Source organism: Devosia chinhatensis (genome assembly GCF_000969445.1).
In the GTDB taxonomy this organism is placed as follows: domain Bacteria; phylum Pseudomonadota; class Alphaproteobacteria; order Rhizobiales; family Devosiaceae; genus Devosia; species Devosia chinhatensis.
On the sequence record NZ_JZEY01000054.1, the window covers coordinates 1,296,354 to 1,313,935 of the forward strand.

At 63.6% G+C, this 17,582-nt stretch carries 12 protein-coding genes; 7 read left to right on the forward strand and 5 right to left on the reverse strand.

Annotated elements, in window-relative coordinates:
* Entirely contained in the window at positions 1 to 1,128 is a 1,128-nt protein-coding gene (gene dprA, locus VE26_RS06255) for a DNA-processing protein DprA (protein ID WP_046104202.1), read from the forward strand.
* Between the two features lie 3 nt (positions 1,129 to 1,131).
* Here dprA and murB read toward each other — a convergent pair whose 3' ends face one another.
* Positions 1,132 to 2,148: a UDP-N-acetylmuramate dehydrogenase gene (gene murB, locus VE26_RS06260; RefSeq protein ID WP_046104203.1), complete on the reverse strand. Its 1,017-nt coding sequence runs from the start codon at positions 2,146 to 2,148 to the stop codon at positions 1,132 to 1,134.
* Positions 2,149 to 2,216: 68 nt separating this feature from the next.
* Positions 2,217 to 3,242 carry an aldo/keto reductase gene (locus VE26_RS06265; protein ID WP_046105088.1) on the reverse strand — a complete coding sequence of 342 codons (1,026 nt, stop codon included), beginning with the start codon at positions 3,240 to 3,242 and terminating at the stop codon, positions 2,217 to 2,219.
* 240 nt (positions 3,243 to 3,482) lie between these two features.
* On the opposite strand from VE26_RS06265, the gene topA reads away from it, so the two are divergent.
* Complete coding sequence (gene topA / locus VE26_RS06270) at positions 3,483 to 6,104, forward strand: type I DNA topoisomerase (RefSeq protein WP_046104204.1); 2,622 nt, start codon at positions 3,483 to 3,485, stop codon at positions 6,102 to 6,104.
* 91 nt (positions 6,105 to 6,195) lie between these two features.
* On the opposite strand, the gene VE26_RS06275 is transcribed toward topA, so the two are convergent.
* The 3 genes from VE26_RS06275 to metH all read right to left on the reverse strand — a co-directional run bounded on the left by VE26_RS06275 (position 6,196) and on the right by metH (position 11,586).
* Positions 6,196 to 7,242 (reverse strand): dipeptidase, encoded by a 1,047-nt coding sequence (locus VE26_RS06275; RefSeq protein ID WP_046104205.1) that lies wholly within the window; start codon positions 7,240 to 7,242, stop codon positions 6,196 to 6,198.
* Positions 7,243 to 7,368: 126 nt separating this feature from the next.
* On the reverse strand, positions 7,369 to 7,719 hold the full coding sequence (locus VE26_RS06280) for a P-loop NTPase family protein (RefSeq protein WP_152658736.1): 351 nt from the start codon (positions 7,717 to 7,719) through the stop codon (positions 7,369 to 7,371).
* Between the two features lie 102 nt (positions 7,720 to 7,821).
* Positions 7,822 to 11,586 (reverse strand): methionine synthase, encoded by a 3,765-nt coding sequence (gene metH, locus VE26_RS06285; RefSeq protein ID WP_046104207.1) that lies wholly within the window; start codon positions 11,584 to 11,586, stop codon positions 7,822 to 7,824.
* A gap of 266 nt (positions 11,587 to 11,852) precedes the next feature.
* On the opposite strand from metH, the gene VE26_RS17055 reads away from it, so the two are divergent.
* The 5 genes from VE26_RS17055 (at position 11,853) to metG (ending at position 17,581) form a co-directional block, all read left to right on the forward strand.
* Positions 11,853 to 12,896 carry a septal ring lytic transglycosylase RlpA family protein gene (locus tag VE26_RS17055; protein WP_244465638.1) on the forward strand — a complete coding sequence of 348 codons (1,044 nt, stop codon included), beginning with the start codon at positions 11,853 to 11,855 and terminating at the stop codon, positions 12,894 to 12,896.
* Positions 12,897 to 12,956: 60 nt separating this feature from the next.
* Entirely contained in the window at positions 12,957 to 14,102 is a 1,146-nt protein-coding gene (locus VE26_RS06295) for a D-alanyl-D-alanine carboxypeptidase family protein (protein ID WP_244465639.1), read from the forward strand.
* Positions 14,103 to 14,325: 223 nt separating this feature from the next.
* On the forward strand, positions 14,326 to 15,012 hold the full coding sequence (gene tmk / locus VE26_RS06300; RefSeq protein WP_046105091.1) for a dTMP kinase: 687 nt from the start codon (positions 14,326 to 14,328) through the stop codon (positions 15,010 to 15,012).
* Entirely contained in the window at positions 15,009 to 16,034 is a 1,026-nt protein-coding gene (locus VE26_RS17060) for an AAA family ATPase (RefSeq protein WP_052715718.1), read from the forward strand. Before tmk ends, VE26_RS17060 begins: the two co-directional genes overlap by 4 nt.
* The gene (gene metG, locus VE26_RS06310) at positions 16,031 to 17,581 is read left to right on the forward strand and encodes a methionine--tRNA ligase (RefSeq protein WP_046104208.1); all 1,551 of its coding nucleotides are present in this window, start codon (positions 16,031 to 16,033) and stop codon (positions 17,579 to 17,581) included. The genes VE26_RS17060 and metG overlap by 4 nt, the downstream gene beginning before the upstream one ends.
* Position 17,582: the final 1 nt, after the last annotated feature.

The following is a 17,582-nucleotide window of genomic DNA, read 5'->3' on the forward strand; positions in this document are numbered from 1 at the left end:
ATGCCGGGGCGGGGGACCACGACACTCACGCCCGCCCAGCGCCTCGCCTGGTTGCGGCTGGTCCGCACCGACAATGTCGGCCCGGTCACCTTCCGCCAATTGCTCAACCGTTTCGGCTCGGCCGAAGAAGCGATCGCCGCCTTGCCCGATCTCAGCAAGCGCGCTGGCCGCCCGCTCAACGTCATCAGTCAGGCCCGCGCCGAGGATGAGATTGCCGGCCTGTCGCGCTATGGCGCGCGCCTCGTGGCCCAAGGCGAGCCCGATTACCCCTCCCATCTCAATTACATTTCCGGGGCGCCACCGCTGATCACCATGGCCGGTGGCGAAAGGCTCGACTGGCAGCGCAGCATCGGCATCGTGGGCGCACGCACCGCCTCTTCGGCCGGGGTCAAGATGACGCGCATCCTCGCCACCGACCTGGGCGCCAAGGGATACGTCGTCGTCTCGGGTCTCGCGCGGGGCATCGATACCGCCGCCCATCGCGCCGCGCTCGAAACCGGCACCATCGCGGTTCTGGCCGGGGGCTTCGACCGCATCTATCCCGACGAGAACATCCCGCTGGCCCATGACATCCTCGACAATGGCGGCGCGCTACTCACCGAAATGCCTCTCGGCTGGGAGCCGCGCGCCAGGGATTTCCCGAGGCGTAACCGGCTGGTTTCAGGTCTGTCCCTGGGGATCGTCGTCGTCGAGGCCGCCAAAAGGTCGGGTTCGCTCATCACCGCGCGCCTGGCGCTCGAGCAGAACCGCGAGGTCTTCGCCGTGCCCGGCTCGCCTTTGGACCCGCGCGCCGAGGGAGGCAATGCGCTCATCCAGCAGGGCGCGCGCCTCATCACCTGCGCCGAGGACATCATCGAGGGCCTGGGCAATGCCGATCCGTCGCGCACCGCCCTGTTCGATCCAGAATGGCGTCCGCCCGAGGCGTTGATGGCCGATGCTGCCCCCCTGGCCGAGACCGACAAGGCTCGGGTTCTCGAAGCCCTGTCCACGACCCCTGTGGAAGTCGATGAACTCCTGGCCCAGACCGGGATTGCCCCGACCGCCATGCAGATCGTTCTGCTCGAACTCGACCTTGCCGGCCAGATCGAATGGTCCAGCGGTCAGCTGGTCGGATTGCGTCACACCTAGCGGCTAGAGAAAGACCGGCTCTTCGTGCAGGCTGACGCCGAACCGGGCGCGCACGCTGTCTTTCACATACGCGGCCAGCGCCGCCACGTCGGCCTGCTGGCCACCCCCATGATTGACTACCACGAGAGCGTGCCGATCCGACATGCCCACCGGTCCCATACGAAAACCCTTGAGCCCGCTCTGTTCGATCAGCCAGCCGGCAGAGAGTTTCGTGCGGCCGTCGGCCTGCGGATAATTGGGCGCGGTCGGCGTTTCGGCCAGTACGCGTTGCGCCGCATCCAGTGTCACGATCGGGTTCTGGAAGAACGATCCGGCATTGGGATGAACGCGCCAGTCCGGCAGCTTGCTCGTGCGCAAGGCAATCACCCGCTCCATGACGGACTTTGGTGTCAGCTCACCGCCGGCAAGGTCGGATAGCCCCGCAAAATTGAGGTTGGGCTTCCACGCCTTGGGCAGGCACAGACGGACGGTCGTGACCACGAAGCGATCCGGCTCATGCTTGAAGACGCTGTCGCGATAGGCAAAGGCACAATCCTTGCCGTCGAAGAGACGGTCCGCCCCGGTCCGGCAATCATATGCCGTCAGCTCCGCAAAACAATCGGCCAGCTCGGCTCCGTAGGCACCGATATTCTGCACTGGCGCAGCACCGACCGTGCCGGGGATCAGGGCCAGGTTCTCGATCCCGCCAAGACCGTTCTCCACCGTCCAGGCCACGAGGTCGTGCCAGCTCTCGCCGGCCGCAGCTTCGATGAGCGTCGCCTCGTCATCGGTGCTGACGATGCGCTTGCCCTTGGTCGAGATCAGTGCCGTGATGCCGTCGAACTGGGGGGCCAGCACCACATTGCTGCCCCCGCCGAGGACCCGAACAGGCAATCCCATGTTGCTCGCGGTCTCGAACAGGCCGGCCAGCATGCCCGCGTCGCTGATCTCGACGGCAAAGCGCGATTGCGCCCGCAATGCCAACGTGTTGCGGGCGGAAAGATCGAAATCGGGAATCAGCGATACGGGCAGGTGGGTCATTTGCCCCTAGACACCATTGTTGCAGGTCCAGGGGCAAGTGCCAAACGATTGGGGCCGAATTGGAGCGCTCAGCGCCCGCCTTCGATCTTGCGATTGCGCTGCCCGATGCCACCGGTGCCATAGGGGTAGTCCGCCATTTGCGGCGCACTGACCGCGTTGAGCCGCTCCATGTCAGCCTCGCTCAGCACCAGATCGGCGGCGCCGAGATTGTCCTTGAGCTGCTCGGCAGTTCGCGCGCCCAGGATCACCGAGGTCACTGCCGGCCGTGCCGCCGTCCAGGCCAGCGCCACCTGCGCCATGGTCACGTCCTGTGCCTTGGCAATGTCCTCCACGGCCCCGATGATCGCCCAGGTCCGCTCCTGCGCGTTGCGCCCTTCATAGGCTTCCATGCCGCGCTTGGGGTTCTCGCCCAGGCGGGTCGCGCCTTCGGGCATCTGGTCGCGCTTGTATTTGCCCGAGAGCCAGCCGCCACCCAGCGGCGACCAGGGCAGGAGGCCCATTCCCGCATCCTCGCAGGCCGGCACGACTTCGTGCTCGATGTCGCGCACCAGCAGATTATATTGCGGCTGCAGCGTCACCGGCGCGGCATAGCCCTGCGCACGAGCCATCCAGACGGCCTTGGTGATATGCCAGCCGAGAAAATTGGAGAACCCGTAATAGGCGATCTTGCCGGAGCGCACCGCGTCGTCGAGAAACCGCAGGGTTTCTTCCAGCGGGGTCAGCGCGTCCCAGGCATGCATCTGGTAGAGGTCGATCTGCTCGACGCCCAGCCGCTGCAGTGACGCGTCCAGCGCCTCGCCGAGATGCTTGCGCGACAGCCCTAGGTGATTGGGGCCCTGGCCCATGGGAAAACGTCCCTTGGTGGCGATCACCAGATCCCGCAATTTCTTGCCCTTGAGCCAGCGCCCGACGATCTCCTCCGAAAGGCCCGCCGAATAGACGTCCGCCGTATCGAGGAAATTGCCACCCGCTTCGACATATTGGTCCATCAGCACAAAGGACGTGGCCTCATCGGCCTCGTCGCCGAACGTCATCGTGCCCAGGCACAGATTGGAAACGACAGCGCCGGAATTGCCGAGCTTGCGATAGTCCATCTTCTTCCTCCAGAAGTCGGTCAGGCCAGGCCCTGCCGGTGGGGCGGTCTGGACGGCATGACGATTTTCGAATGGCTGCGGCGCGGAAGGCGCCTGCTGCAAGTCTGGCATGTATGGAAGAGCCAGCGCAACCCATTGGATCACGGCCTTTGAGGTCGGGCACGGGGTCCCCGTTGACACCGGCATCGGCCTTCACCATGTTGCGCCCTCTCCAAAGACTGTTGCGGATCGGATCGCCGAATGAAGGTCGTCGTCGTTGAAAGTCCGGCTAAAGCCAAGACAATCAACAAATATTTGGGCAAGGACTACGAGGTCCTGGCCAGCTTCGGTCATATCCGCGATCTGCCGGCCAAGGACGGTTCGGTTCGTCCCGATGAAGATTTTGCCATGTCCTGGGAAGTGGACACGCAATCAAAAAAGCGCATTGCCGACATTGCCGGCGCGCTCAAGGGGGCCGATGGCCTGATCCTCGCCACCGACCCGGATCGCGAAGGCGAGGCTATTTCCTGGCACATTCTCGACGTGCTGCGCGCCAAGAAGGCATTGAAGAAGGATACGCCCGTCCAGCGTGTGGTCTTCAACGCCATTACCAAGGATGCGGTCACCGCAGCCATGGCCAAGCCGCGCGATATCGACATGCCGCTGGTGGACGCCTATCTCGCCCGCCGCGCCCTCGATTATCTCGTCGGCTTCACCCTTTCGCCCATTCTCTGGCGCAAGCTGCCGGGCTCCCGCTCGGCCGGCCGCGTGCAGTCTGTGGCCCTGCGTCTCGTCTCCGAGCGCGAAAGCGAGATCGAGCGCTTCCGGCCCGATGAATACTGGTCCGTAGAAGCCCAGCTGGCCCAGTCGGGCAAGTCCTTTGTCGCCCGCCTCTTCTCGGTCGATGGCAAGAAGACCGACAAGCTCGACGTCAAGACGGGCGAAGACGCCGCCGCGCTCAAGGCTTTGATCGAAGGCGGCCAGTTCAACGTCGCCAATGTCGAGAAGAAGCCGACAAAGCGTAACCCCTACGCGCCCTTTACGACCTCCTCGCTCCAGCAGGATGCCTCCTCGCGCCTCGGCCTTTCGCCCAGCCGTACCATGCAGATCGCTCAGCGCCTCTATGAGGACGGCCTCATCACCTATATGCGAACCGACGCCGTGCAGATGGCCCCCGAGGGCATCGCCATGGCCCGTTCGGTGATCGGCAAATATTTCGGCGCCGAATACCTGCCCGAGAAGGCCCGCATCTACCAGACCAAGGCCAAGAACGCGCAGGAAGCGCACGAGGCCATCCGCCCCACCGACATGTTCAAGCGGCCCGAGAGCCTCAGCCTCGATGCCGACCAGCAAAAGCTCTACGGGCTGATCTGGAAGCGCACTCTGGCCAGCCAGATGGCCTCGGCCGAGATCGATCGCACCAGCGTCGACATCGCCGTCAATGTCCCGGGCCGCGCCGTCGCCTTGCGCGCCACCGGTTCGGTCGTCACTTTCCCGGGTTTCCTCACGCTTTATGGCGTCGAGGCCCGGAGTGATGGCGAGGACGATGACAGCGACAGCCGCGAATTGCCGCCCCTCAAGGTTGGCGACAAGCCGAGCCTTGAGAAGGTCGAGATCGAACAGCATTTCACCCAGCCGCCCGGCCGCTATACCGAAGCCAGCCTGATCAAGAAGATGGAAGAGCTCGGCATCGGCCGGCCGTCCACCTATGCGGCCACGCTGACCACTCTCAAGGACCGCAATTATGTGCGCCTTGAGGGTAAGGCTCTGCATCCCGAGGATCGCGGCCGCATCGTCACCGCCTTCCTCGAAAGCTTCTTCACCCGCTATGTCGAATACGGCTTCACTGCCGGCCTTGAAGAGCAACTGGACCATGTTTCGGCCGGCGAACTCGACTACAAGGTGCTGCTGCGCGACTTCTGGAAGGATTTCACCGCCGCCACCGAGGAGATCAAGGACCTGCGCGTCTCCGAAGTGCTGGACGCGCTCAACGATCTGTTGGCCGATCACATCTTCCCGGCCAAGGAAGATGGCTCGGACCCACGCAAGTGCCCCACTTGCGGCACCGGCACCCTGTCGCTGAAACTGGGCAAGTTCGGCGCTTTTATCGGTTGCTCGAACTACCCCGAATGCAAGCACACCATGCAGCTGTCCGATGCGGCCTCCGGCCAGTCCTCGGATGCGGCTGCCGGTGACGGCGTCCTCGGCACCGATCCGGAATCGGGCGAGGAAGTGCACCTCAAGACCGGTCGCTTCGGCCCCTATGTACAGCTCGGCGACGGCAAGGAGCCCAAGCGCTCCTCGCTGCCCAAGGGCTGGGAACCGGCCGCACTGACGCTGGAAAAAGCGCTGCAATTGCTGTCGCTGCCGCGCGAAGTGGGCCTCCATCCGGAAACCGGCCTGCCCATCAGCGCCGGCCTGGGCCGCTATGGACCCTTCATCCTGCACGATGGCAAATATGCCAATCTTCCCGATGTGGAGGAGGTGTTCACCGTCGGCATCAACCGCGCCGTGGACCTGATCGCCCAGAAGGCAGCGGGTGGCGGCCGGGGCGGACGCGGTGCCGCCGTCGCCGCGATCCAGACGTTTGAGCACGATGGCGGCCCCATCACCGTGCGTGCCGGCCGCTACGGGCCCTATGTCAACCAGGGCAAGGTGAACGCCACGCTGCCCAAGGATGTGAAGCCCGAAGAGGTGACGCTCGAACAGGCCATCGCCATGATCGCGGCCAAGGCCGAGGCCGGCGGCGGCAAGAAGAAAGCCGCGGCGCCCAAGAAGGCCGCAGCCAAGAAGCCGGCCGCCAAAAAGACGCCCGCCAAAAAAGCTGCCCCCAAGAAGGCCGCCGCCAAGAAGATCGTCGATTCCGAAGACGTGCCGTTCTGATCAGAGCCGAGGTCGCGGCACGCGGTGCCCGACCTCGCTATTCGGCGGGCCCGCGAAAGCGCGGGCCCATGCGTCGAGCGAGCCAGGCTCGCTACCCCATGACGCGCTCAACCATATTCACCCAGTTCTCCAGCGCGATCTTGCGCACCAGCTCCTGGCCATAGCCCTTGTCCAGCAGCGCCTGGAGCAATTTCGGCACGCCGGTCACGTCGCCGACATCCTTGGGCATCATCGCCCCGTCGAAATCCGAGCCAAGCGCCACCCCGTCCTCACCCAGCGCCTCCACAAGCGCATCGACATGGCGGACCATGAGCTCGATAGGTGTGTCGGCCTCGAACTTGCCGTCCGGACGCAGGAACCCTGTGGCGTAATTGAGACCCACCATGCCGCCGCTCTCGCGAATGGCGGCCAGCTGCCAGTCGACCAGATTGCGCGTTGAGGCACAGATGGCATGCACATTGGAATGGGTCGCCACCAGCGGCTTGCTCGAAATCGCCGCCACGTCGCGGAAGCCTGCGGCGTTGAGATGGCTGAGATCGATCATCACGCCGCGCTGGTCGCACAGCCGGACCAGTTCCTTGCCGACATCGCTCAGCCCTGGGCCGATATCGGGATCGGCGTCGAACCGAAACGGCACGCCGGTGCCGAAGGCATTGGCGCGGCTCCAGGTGATGCCGATGGAGCGCAAACCCGCCGCATAGAGCACTTCGAAGGACCTGAATTCGGTGTCGATGGCCTCGGCGCCCTCGATATGAAAAATGGCGGCCAGCCTGTCCGCTGCCATGGCAGCGCGCAGCTCTGCGGCGCTGCAGCAGATGCTGAGCGCCCCGGCCCGGTCGAGGTCGAGCAACAGGGCGGCCATGCCATGGGTCGAATATTGCGCGTCGGCAAGGCTCAGTTCCGGCGGCAATTCGCCCTTGGCATAATTGGGGGAGGCTGCAACCCCTGCGAGGTCCGTTTTCACTGGTGGTGGAAACATCGCAAAAAAGCCGCCTGCCATGCCGGCGGTACGGGCGCGGGGCAGGTCGATATGGCCGTCGGCCGTGCCGTCGACGAATGCGGCAACCTGTTGGTCGCGCGGCTTTTCGAGCAGACGAAGCAGGGTGTCGTTATGGCCGTCGAAAAAGGGAATAGTCATGGAATCGCCTTTGCTGAAGCGCTGACCCTAACCATCCTTGCCGCCAAGGGCGAGGGCAGGGGCGCCTTCGCTCTGTGGTCCGTGTCCTCTTGAGAGCTAGGCCTAGCGAGATGGCCTCAACTGGCTTTAGACCGTCTCCACCAGGCGGAACAGCCTGGCCACGCTGTGGTCGCGCAACGCCTGCGCCGGCAATCTGCCCGTCAGCGCCAGCACCACCTGCTGAGGATCGTCCAGGGCGCTCGCATCCACCACGACGTGCCGAAATGCCGGCCGCATGCCGCGCTTCTGCTCTTCCAGGAGGTTATGCAGCAGGGCCCGCACATCCGTCCGGCCGGCACAGGCAATGCACACCTCGCCGTCGCCATGCCCATGTCCCGAATTGGCGGGCAGCCGAATGAACGCGGTATCGGCATCAAGGCCAACGGTATGGCCGGGTCGGGTGATGAGGGTAACGGGAATGGTTTCGATGCGGGTCATGATTTTGATGGCGGGTTCGCTCAAATCTCTCGTTTAGCGTCATTGCCCGGCCTGACCACCCCAACAAGCCGGTAATGGTCGAGCCGCAAACGGAAGGCGATTTTACTCCGCCGCGACCTTTGCTGGAATGTAATTGAGGATCGGTGCCAGCCAGCGCTCGACCTCTTCCACGGCCATGCCCTTGCGCTGCGCATAATCGATCACCTGGTCGCGCTCCACCTTGGCAACCCCGAAATAATAGGCATCGGGGTGCGCGAAATAGAGCCCGGACACTGACGAGCCTGGCCACATGGCATAGCTTTCCGTCAGGCTGACGCCCACGCTCTTTTCGGCGTCCAGCAGGCGGAACAGCGTGGTTTTTTCGGTGTGGTCCGGCTGGGCCGGATAGCCCGGTGCCGGGCGAATGCCGCGATAGCGCTCCGCGATCAGCTCTTCGGGAGACAGCGCTTCATCCGTGGCATAGGCCCAGAACTCGCGGCGCACGCGTCTATGCATGTATTCGGCCATGGCCTCGGCAAAGCGGTCGGCCAGCGCCTTGACCAGGATCGAGGAATAATCGTCGTTTGCCCGCTCGAACCGCTCGGCGATTGCCACCTCCTCGATCCCGGCCGTCACCACAAAGCCGCCGATATAGTCGGGCTTGTCGCTGTCCTGCGGCGCCACGAAATCGCTGAGCGCCATATTCGGCTTGCCATCGCGCTTGGACAATTGCTGGCGCAGGGTGAAGAGGGTGGCAAGCTCGTCCTTGCGATCCTCACCGGTGAACAGGCGGATATCGTCGCCCGCCGCATTGGCTGGCCAGAACCCGATCACCGCTTTGGGCGCGAACCACTTCTCCGCGATGATCTGGGCCAGCATGGCCTGGGCGTCTGCCCAGAGCGCCCGGGCTGCTTCGCCCTGCTTCTCGTCCTCCAGAATGGCAGGATAGCGTCCCTTCAGCTCCCAGGTCTGGAAGAAGGGGGTCCAGTCGATGTAACCGGCCAGCTCCGCAAGGTCGAAATCGGTAAAGGTTCGGGTACCGGTGAATGCTGGGGCAGGGGGCGCATAGCCCATCCAGTCCGGCCGGAACGCATTGGCGCGTGCCGCCTCCAGGCTCAGGCGCTTCTTTTCGTGCTCGGCCCGTTCGTGGGCCGCCGCTGCCTTGGCATATTCGGCCCGAACCTGCTCGATGAAGCTGACCTTGGTATCGTCCGACAGCAAGCTCGACACTACGCCCACGGCACGGCTCGCATCGTTCACATGCACCGCCTGGCCGCGCGCATAGCGCGGATGGATCTTGACCGCCGTGTGCACGCGGCTCGTCGTAGCGCCGCCGATCAGCAGCGGAATATCGAATCCTTCGCGCTCCATTTCCGAGGCCACATGCACCATCTCGTCGAGCGAGGGCGTGATCAGTCCCGAAAGGCCGATGATGTCGACATGTTCCGCCTTGGCCGTTTCCAGGATCTTCTGGGTCGGCACCATGACGCCGAGATCGATGATCTCGTAATTGTTGCAGGCCAGCACGACGCCCACGATGTTCTTGCCGATATCGTGCACGTCGCCCTTGACGGTCGCCATCAGCACCTTGCCCGCGCTCTGACGACCGGCAGCGTCGCCATTGGCATCTTTCTCGGCCTCCATGAAGGGCATGAGATAGGCCACGGCCTGCTTCATCACCCGCGCCGATTTCACCACCTGCGGCAGGAACATCTTGCCCGCGCCGAACAGGTCGCCCACCACGTTCATGCCGGTCATCAGCGGACCTTCGATCACGTGCAAGGGCCTGTCATAGGCCAGGCGCGCCTCCTCGGTATCGGCCTCGATATATTCCGTCACGCCGTTCACCAGGGCATGGGTGATGCGCTCGCCCACTGGCAATTGCCGCCAGGACAGGTCCTTTGCCTTGCCCGCGCCACCGCCCTGGCCCTTGTAGCGCTCCGCCAGGTCCAGCATGCGGTCGGTGGAATCCGCCCGCCGATTGAGGATCACGTCCTCGCAGGCATCGCGCAATTCCGTGTCGATGCTTTCATAGACGGCCAATTGCCCCGCATTGACGATGCCCATGTCCATGCCGTTGCGGATGGCATGGTAGAGGAACACCGCGTGCATGGCCTCGCGCACCGGCTCGTTGCCACGGAACGAGAAGGAAAGGTTGGAAATGCCGCCCGAGATATGCACATGCGGCAGGGTTTCGGTGATTTCCTTGGTGGCCTCGATAAAATCGACGCCGTAATTGTTGTGCTCCTCGATGCCGGTCGCAACGGCGAACACGTTGGGGTCGAAGATGATGTCCTCAGGCGGGAAACCGACGTCGTCGACGAGGATCTTGTAGGCCCGCGCACAGATCTCGACCTTGCGCTGCTTGGTGTCGGCCTGCCCGGTCTCGTCGAACGCCATCACCACCACGGCGGCACCATAGGCCTTGACCAGCCGTGCATGATGGATGAACGCCTCTTCACCTTCCTTCAGCGAAATCGAGTTCACCAGGGCCTTGCCCTGCACGCATTTGAGCCCCGCCTCGATCACGTCCCACTTGGAACTGTCGATCATCAACGGCACCTTGGCGATGTCCGGCTCGGCCGCGAGCAGGTTGAGGTAGTCCACCATCACCTGCTGGCTGTCGATCAGGCCTTCATCCATGTTGATGTCGATGACCTGGGCGCCATTGGCCACCTGGTCGCGTGCCACGTCGAGCGCCGCGGTGTAGTCGCCCGCGGTAATGAGCTTGCGGAAGCGAGCCGAACCGGTGACATTGGTGCGCTCGCCGATATTGACGAAGGGAATGTCCTGCGTGAGCGTGAACGGCTCGAGCCCGGCCAGGCGCAGCAGCTTGTCCGCCTCGGGCACCTGGCGCGGCTGGTATTGCGCTGCCATGTCGGCAATGGCCCGGATATGGTCCGGCGTCGAGCCGCAGCAGCCGCCCACGATGTTGAGCAGGCCGTCGCTGGCAAAGGCGCGCAACTGGCTTGCCATCTGCTCTGGGGTTTCGTCATAGGCCCCCATTTCGTTGGGCAGGCCCGCATTGGGATAGGCGCACACGAACGTGTCGGCGACGCCCGACAGCTCGGCGATATGGTCGCGCATCAGGTCCGCGCCCAGCGCGCAATTGAGCCCGATCGTGATCGGCTTGGCATGGCGGATCGAATACCAGAACGCCGTCGGCGTCTGCCCGGACAATGTACGGCCCGAAAGATCAGTGATGGTCCCCGAAATCATGATCGGCACGTCGATGCCGCGCTCGTCGAACAGCTTCTGCGCGGCAAAGATGCCCGCCTTGGTGTTCAGCGTATCGGTGATGGTCTCGAACAGCAGCATGTCCGCGCCGGCATCGACCAGACCACGGATCGCCTCGCCATAGGCCTCGACCAGCGCGTCGAATGTGATCGCGCGATGGCCGGGCGAATTGACGTCTGTGGACATCGACGCCGTCTTGTTGGTCGGCCCCAGCGCGCCGGCCACGAAGCGCCGCCTTCCATCCTCACGCTCGGCCCGGATCGCCGCCCGCCGCGCCACGACCACACCCTGGAAATTGATATCGTAGACCGCGTCCTCGCAGCCGTAATCGGCCTGCGCCACCGATGTGGCCGAGAATGTATTGGTCTCCACGATATCCGCCCCGGCCATGAAATAGGCGAAGTGGATATTCTCGATCCGCTGCGGTTCGGTAATGACGAGGAGGTCATTGTTCCCCTTGAGCGGGTGGCTCCAGTCCTTGAAGCGCGCACCGCGGAAATTCTCTTCCTCCAGCCCCAGCCGCTGGATCATCGTGCCCATGGCGCCGTCCAGCACCAGGATGCGCTCCTGCATCGCCGCGCTCAGCGCCGAGCGCACCTCGCGCCAATCGGTTTTGGAACGGTCCGGGTTCGATACGGGGGAGGGGCTCATCGCCGTCCTCTCTTTCATTGGTGGGCAGGCACGCGCAACGCACATGCATCACATAAAGATATCTTTATATCAGTCAAGCGCCAAGGCCGAACAATGTCCCCTTAGGGCCTGTTCGGCCTGGATGCGGATAATGCCCAAGCCATTGGTAACGGTTCGATCACCTTAACCTCCTCTAAACCGTAAAATTGTTCCTTTCTGTGAACAGTGCGATGGCTGGGTTACCCTTTCGCGCGAATAGTTCTGATTTTTGTAGAGTATTGCGTACCGTGACGACCTCCTGGCGCAGCGCCGTCCGTGTCCTGGCCCTTTCGGCCCTCATCGTTCCCATGATCGCTGCCTGCGCGACCGGCGGCGGCCTCGGCGCCACCGTCAAGCGGGGTGCCTTCACCACCAGCGAATATGGCGTCGCCGTCTCGCCGCGCGTCACCTCCAATCCCAATCCGCCCCGCGGCGGCGGGCGCTACCAGGTCGGCAAGCCCTATACGGTGCGCGGCAAGACCTATGTGCCCCAGCACAATCCGAGCTATTCCGCGTCCGGCACGGCCTCTTGGTACGGCTCCGATTTTCACGGCCGCCAGACGGCCAATGGCGAGATCTTCTCGGCCAATCACATCACTGCCGCCCATCCCACCTTGCCGCTGCCGTCCTATGTCCGGGTGACCAACAAGGACAATGGCCGCTCCCTGGTCGTGCGCGTCAATGATCGCGGGCCTTACGTGGCGGGCCGCATCATCGATCTCAGCTACCGCGCAGCCTCCATGTTGGGCTACGTCAACAATGGTTCGGCCAATGTGACGGTCGAATATGTCGGCGAAGCCCCGCTCAATGGCGACGATACCCGCACCCTTGTCGCCAGCTACAATGGCCCGGCCTATGACACCGGCCGCACCAGCGTCGCCAGCGCCGGCGGGCAGAGCGATCGCAGCCTTGTCGGCATGACCACCAATTTCATCACCGGTCTCTTTTCTTATGCCGACACCGCGCAGCAGGCCGATGCCGCCATCGGTTCGGCCCATGCCGCGGCCAATGCCATGGCGACCGGCAATGCCGATCTGGCGGCCTGGGCGGCCTCGATCGATGCCGATAGCCGTCAGGTCGAGATCGGCCTTGGCGTCTATGCCGATCCCGCCAATGCCCAGCGGCTCGTTCAGGAATTCGCCCTGCTCGGCGCGGTGACCGAACAGCCGGTAACGGCAAATGGCCGCGCCGCCACCCGCCTCACTCTCACTTATTTGAAGCCGGGGGTGGGTCGCGAGGACGTTTCGGGGCTGGCGCGGGAACTTGGCCTGGGGGACATAGTCCCTTATTAGCAGAGAACGGTGCCGCCCCGGTCTTTCGGGGCGGTTTCGTGCGGGATGAGGAGCGACGCCGTGAGAGTATTGAGCGCCATTGTCATTGCCTTTCTGGCCATGGCCGCAAGCGTGTCGGCCCAGGTCGATTTCGACACCAAGGCGCGGTTCGCCGTGCTGATGGATTACGAATCCGGCGCCATCATCTTCCAGAAGGACGCGGACCTGCGGCTCGAGCCGGCCAGCATGACCAAGCTCATGACGCTGGCCGTCGTCTTCAACGAAATTCGCGCCGGCCGCATCAGTCTCGATGACACCTTCTTCGTCTCGGAAAATGCTTGGCGCACGGGCGGCGCCACTTCGGGCGGCTCGACCATGTTCGCCGAGCTCAATTCCCAGATCCGCGTCGAAGACCTCGTCCGCTCCGTCATCATCCAGTCGGGCAACGATGCGGCCATCGTTCTGGCCGAAGGGATTGCTGGCAGCGAAGCCACCTTTGCCTCGATGATGAACGAGCTGGCCGGCACCATTGGTCTCGATGGCTCCAACTTCACCAATTCCACCGGGCTTCCAGATCCTGACGAATATTCCACAGCTCGGGACCTGGCGGAGATCGGCCGCTACCTGATCCGCGAATTCCCCGAATATTACCACTACTTCTCCGAGCCGGAGATGGAATGGAACAATATCCGGCAGCCCAACCGCAATTCGCTGATCGATGTCGGTATCGGCGTCGATGGCCTCAAGACCGGCCACACCAATGCTGCCGGCTATGGTTCGGTGATCTCCACCGCCCAGGGGGATCGTCGCCTGATTGCCGTGGTCCATGGCCTCACCTCCATGCGCGAACGCGCCGAGGAGGGCCGCAAGCTCCTCACCTGGGGCCAGCGCGCCTTTGAGCGCATCACACCCTATGCCGCCGGCGCCGTGGTCGGCTATGCCGATGTCTATGGCGGCGAGGCCTCCAGCGTCGCCATGGTGGGGCAGGGCGAGATCGCGCTCTACCTGCCGCGCGGCTCCCGGCAATGCCTCTCGGCCACACTCAATTATAACGGTCCGCTTCTGCCGCCCGTGCGCCAGGGCGACCGGATCGGCGAATTGCGGGTCTTCTGCAACGATCAGCTGGTTCAGTCCGCGCCTCTCTACGCTGCCGAAGACGTCAGGCAAGGCGACCTCGTCCGCCGTGCCACCGACGCCCTGAAACAACTCGCCATCGGCTGGCTTTGAGCCGTCCCGCAGGGCAAATCGCTCCAGTGGAAAGATTTGAGGCGAAAAGGCCCGGAGAGCTATGCTCGAAGGGCGGGCAGAGCCGTCCCGCAGGGCAAATCGCTCCAGTGGAGCGATACAGACCCCACCTTGCGCCGGTGTCGGCCCGGTAAGTGGACCAGCTCCCTTTTCCCTTCGGGACGTGTGCCGTAAAAGGGAAGTGATCCAAGGAATCGACCTGCCAATGCTCGAAGCGCCAAATCGACGTCCCGCCCGCTTCATCACCTTCGAGGGGGGTGAAGGTGTCGGCAAGTCGACGCAGGTGCGCCGACTGCTCACCAATCTCAGCCAGCGCGCCATCGATGTTGTCCGAACCCGTGAGCCCGGCGGAACGCCGAAGGCGGAGGCCATCCGGTCCTTCATTCTTCAGGGACGCTCCGAGGCCTGGGGCGCCGGAGCCGAGGCCGTGCTCTTCGCCGCAGCCCGTCTCGATCACGTCAATGAAATGATCGCGCCCAATCTGGCCAAGGGCACCTGGGTGATTTCCGATCGCTTCTGCGATTCCACCCGCGCCTATCAGGGGCTGACCGGGGGCGTGGACGACCGCCTCATCAATGCCCTCGAAGATTTGGCGCTCGATGGCCATACGCCCGATCTCACCATCGTCCTGGATATGGACCCGCTGACGGCCTTCAAGCGCGTCGAACAGCGCACGCTCGAGGAAGGTCTCCAGGCGACCGGCGACCGGTTCGAGAAGGAGGAAATCGAGTGGCACCAATTGCTCCGCGCCAATTTCCTCGACATTGCCCGCAACAATCCCGACCGCTGCGTCGTCGTCTCGGCTGAGCAGGACGAGGAAGCGCTCGAGACTGCCATCTGGACCGTCGTGAGCGAGCGCTTTCCGGAATTGCAGGGCAGGTCGCTGGCGTGACCGACCCAAACGCACTGGACGGCGTGATGCTGCCCGAGCAGCGGCAATTGGCTCTCGGCCATGACGCCGCGCGAGCCGCCATTCTGGCGCAACTCGCCGAACATCGTCTGCCCGGCGCCATCATGCTGCATGGGCCACAGGGTATCGGCAAGGCGACCTTCGCTTTCGAGTTGGCGACCACCATCCTTGAGGCGACTGGCGATGAGGGCGCCTTGCGCGTCCGCGAACAGGTGGCTGCCCTGTCCCATCCCAATCTGTCCGTCCTGCGCCGCCGGCCAAAGGACAGCAAGAGCTATTACTCGGTCATCCGGGTCGAGGATGTGCGCGATCTGCGCGATACCCTGCAGCAGACGCGCGGCCGCACCGGGCATCGCATCGCCATCCTCGACAGCATCGACGATTGCAATCCCAATGCCGCCAACGCGCTGCTCAAGACGTTGGAAGAGCCGCCCGCCGATACCACGTTCTTTCTCATTTCCCATCGGCCCGGGGCACTGCTGCCGACCATCAAGTCGCGCTGCCATAACGTCGCGTTGCGGCCCTTGCCCGATGCGGTCTTGACCCGCATCGTCACCGAAAGCCTTCCCGCTATCGATGCCGCCGCGCTGGATCGCGCCGTGCAGCTGGCCGGCGGTCGCCCGAGACGCGCCTTCGAAACGCTTGCCCTTGCGCCAGATTCACCGGTCGGGGCGCTGATCCTCTGGCTGCAAGGCCCTAACGCCGCGCCCATTTCGGCGCAGCTCCAGCTTGCCGATGCCTTGGGTGCCAATGCGCAGGGGCCTGACATGTCCTTCGCGCGCGAGATCCTCAACGACTGGATGGCCAGCGAATTGCGCGAGGCGGCGACTCAGCCCGGCCAGCGCAGGCGGCTTGCCTCCGCCACCGAGCTATGGGAGAAGGCAAACGCACTTCTGGCCGAAGCCGACAGCGTCAACCTCGATATGAAGCAGACGCTGGTCGTGATCTTCGATTCCGTCCGGAAGCATTGCGCCCTGTCCGCCAATCCCGTCGAGCCAGCATGACCGCCAAGCCCTTCTACGTCACGACCGCGATTTCCTATCCCAATGGCGCCCCTCACATCGGCCACGCCTATGAGATGATCGCCACCGACGCCATCGCCCGCTGGAAGCGGCTGGAGGGCAGGGAGGTCTATTTCCTGACCGGCACGGACGAGCACGGCATCAAGATGGTACAGACCGCGGCCAAGGAAGGCATTCCCGTCCGCGAGCTGGCCGACCGCAATGCCGGCGAGTTCAAGAACCTCGCTGCTGCGCTCAACCTGTCCAACGACGATTTCATTCGCACAACCGAGCCGCGCCACCACGACGCCTCGCAGGCCATCTGGAAAAAGATGGCCGAAAACGCTGGCGGCGACATCTTCCAGTCCACCTACAAGGGCTGGTATTCGGTGCGCGACGAGGCCTATTTCGATGAGGCCGAGCTCACCGAGAAGGATGGCAAGCGCTTCGCGCCGTCGGGCGCCGAGGTCGAATGGGTCGAGGAGCCGACCTATTTCTTCCGCCTCTCGGCCTATCAGCAGAGGCTGCTCGACCTCTACGAAGCCAATCCCGACTTCATTGCACCCAAGGAACGTCGCAACGAGATCATCTCGTTCGTAAAGAGTGGCCTGCAGGACCTCTCCATCTCCCGCACTACTTTCGATTGGGGCATTCCCGTTCCAGATGCGCCGGGCCATGTCATGTATGTCTGGGTCGACGCGCTGACCAATTACATCACCGGCGTCGGCTATCCCGACGTGCAGAGCGCGCTGTTCAGGAAATTCTGGCCGGCTGACCTGCATGTCATCGGCAAGGACATCATCCGTTTCCACACCGTCTATTGGCCCGCTTTCCTCATGAGCGCCGGCCTCGATGTGCAGCATCGCGTCTTCGCCCACGGCTTCCTCACCGTCGATGGCCAGAAGATGAGCAAGTCGCTGGGCAATGTCATCGACCCGTTTGAGCTGGTCGAAACCTTTGGCCCCGACGCCGTGCGCTACTTCTTCCTGCGCGAAGTGTCCTTCGGCAATGACGGCGACTATTCCAACGAAAAGCTCGTCAACCGCGTCAATGCCGACCTCGCCAACAATCTTGGCAATCTCGCCCAGCGTTCGCTCTCGATGATCAACAAGAACTGCGAGGGCAGGGTGCCCGAACTGGGTGCGTTGACCGACGCCGACAAGGCTATCATTGCCGAAGTCACCGAGGCGCTGGAAACGGCGCAGAAGGCCATGGACCAGCAATTGGTCCACGAGGCGACCGGTGCGATCATCGCCGCGCTGAGCTCGGCCAATAATTACTTCGCCGCGCAGGAGCCCTGGGCGCTCAAGAAGACCGATCCGGCCCGCATGGCGACCGTGCTTTATGTGACAGCCGACACGGTTCGTCGGCTCGCTATCCCCATGCTTGCCTTCGTTCCAGCATCTGCTGCGCGCCTTCTTGACCAATTGGGCGTCGAAAATGACGCTAGGACCCTTGATGCGGCGCTCAACGTCAACAGTCTGCTAGCGAATTGCGAGCTGCCGCTACCTCAGGGTGTGTTTGCGCGTCTCGAAAAACCGGCCGAGTAAC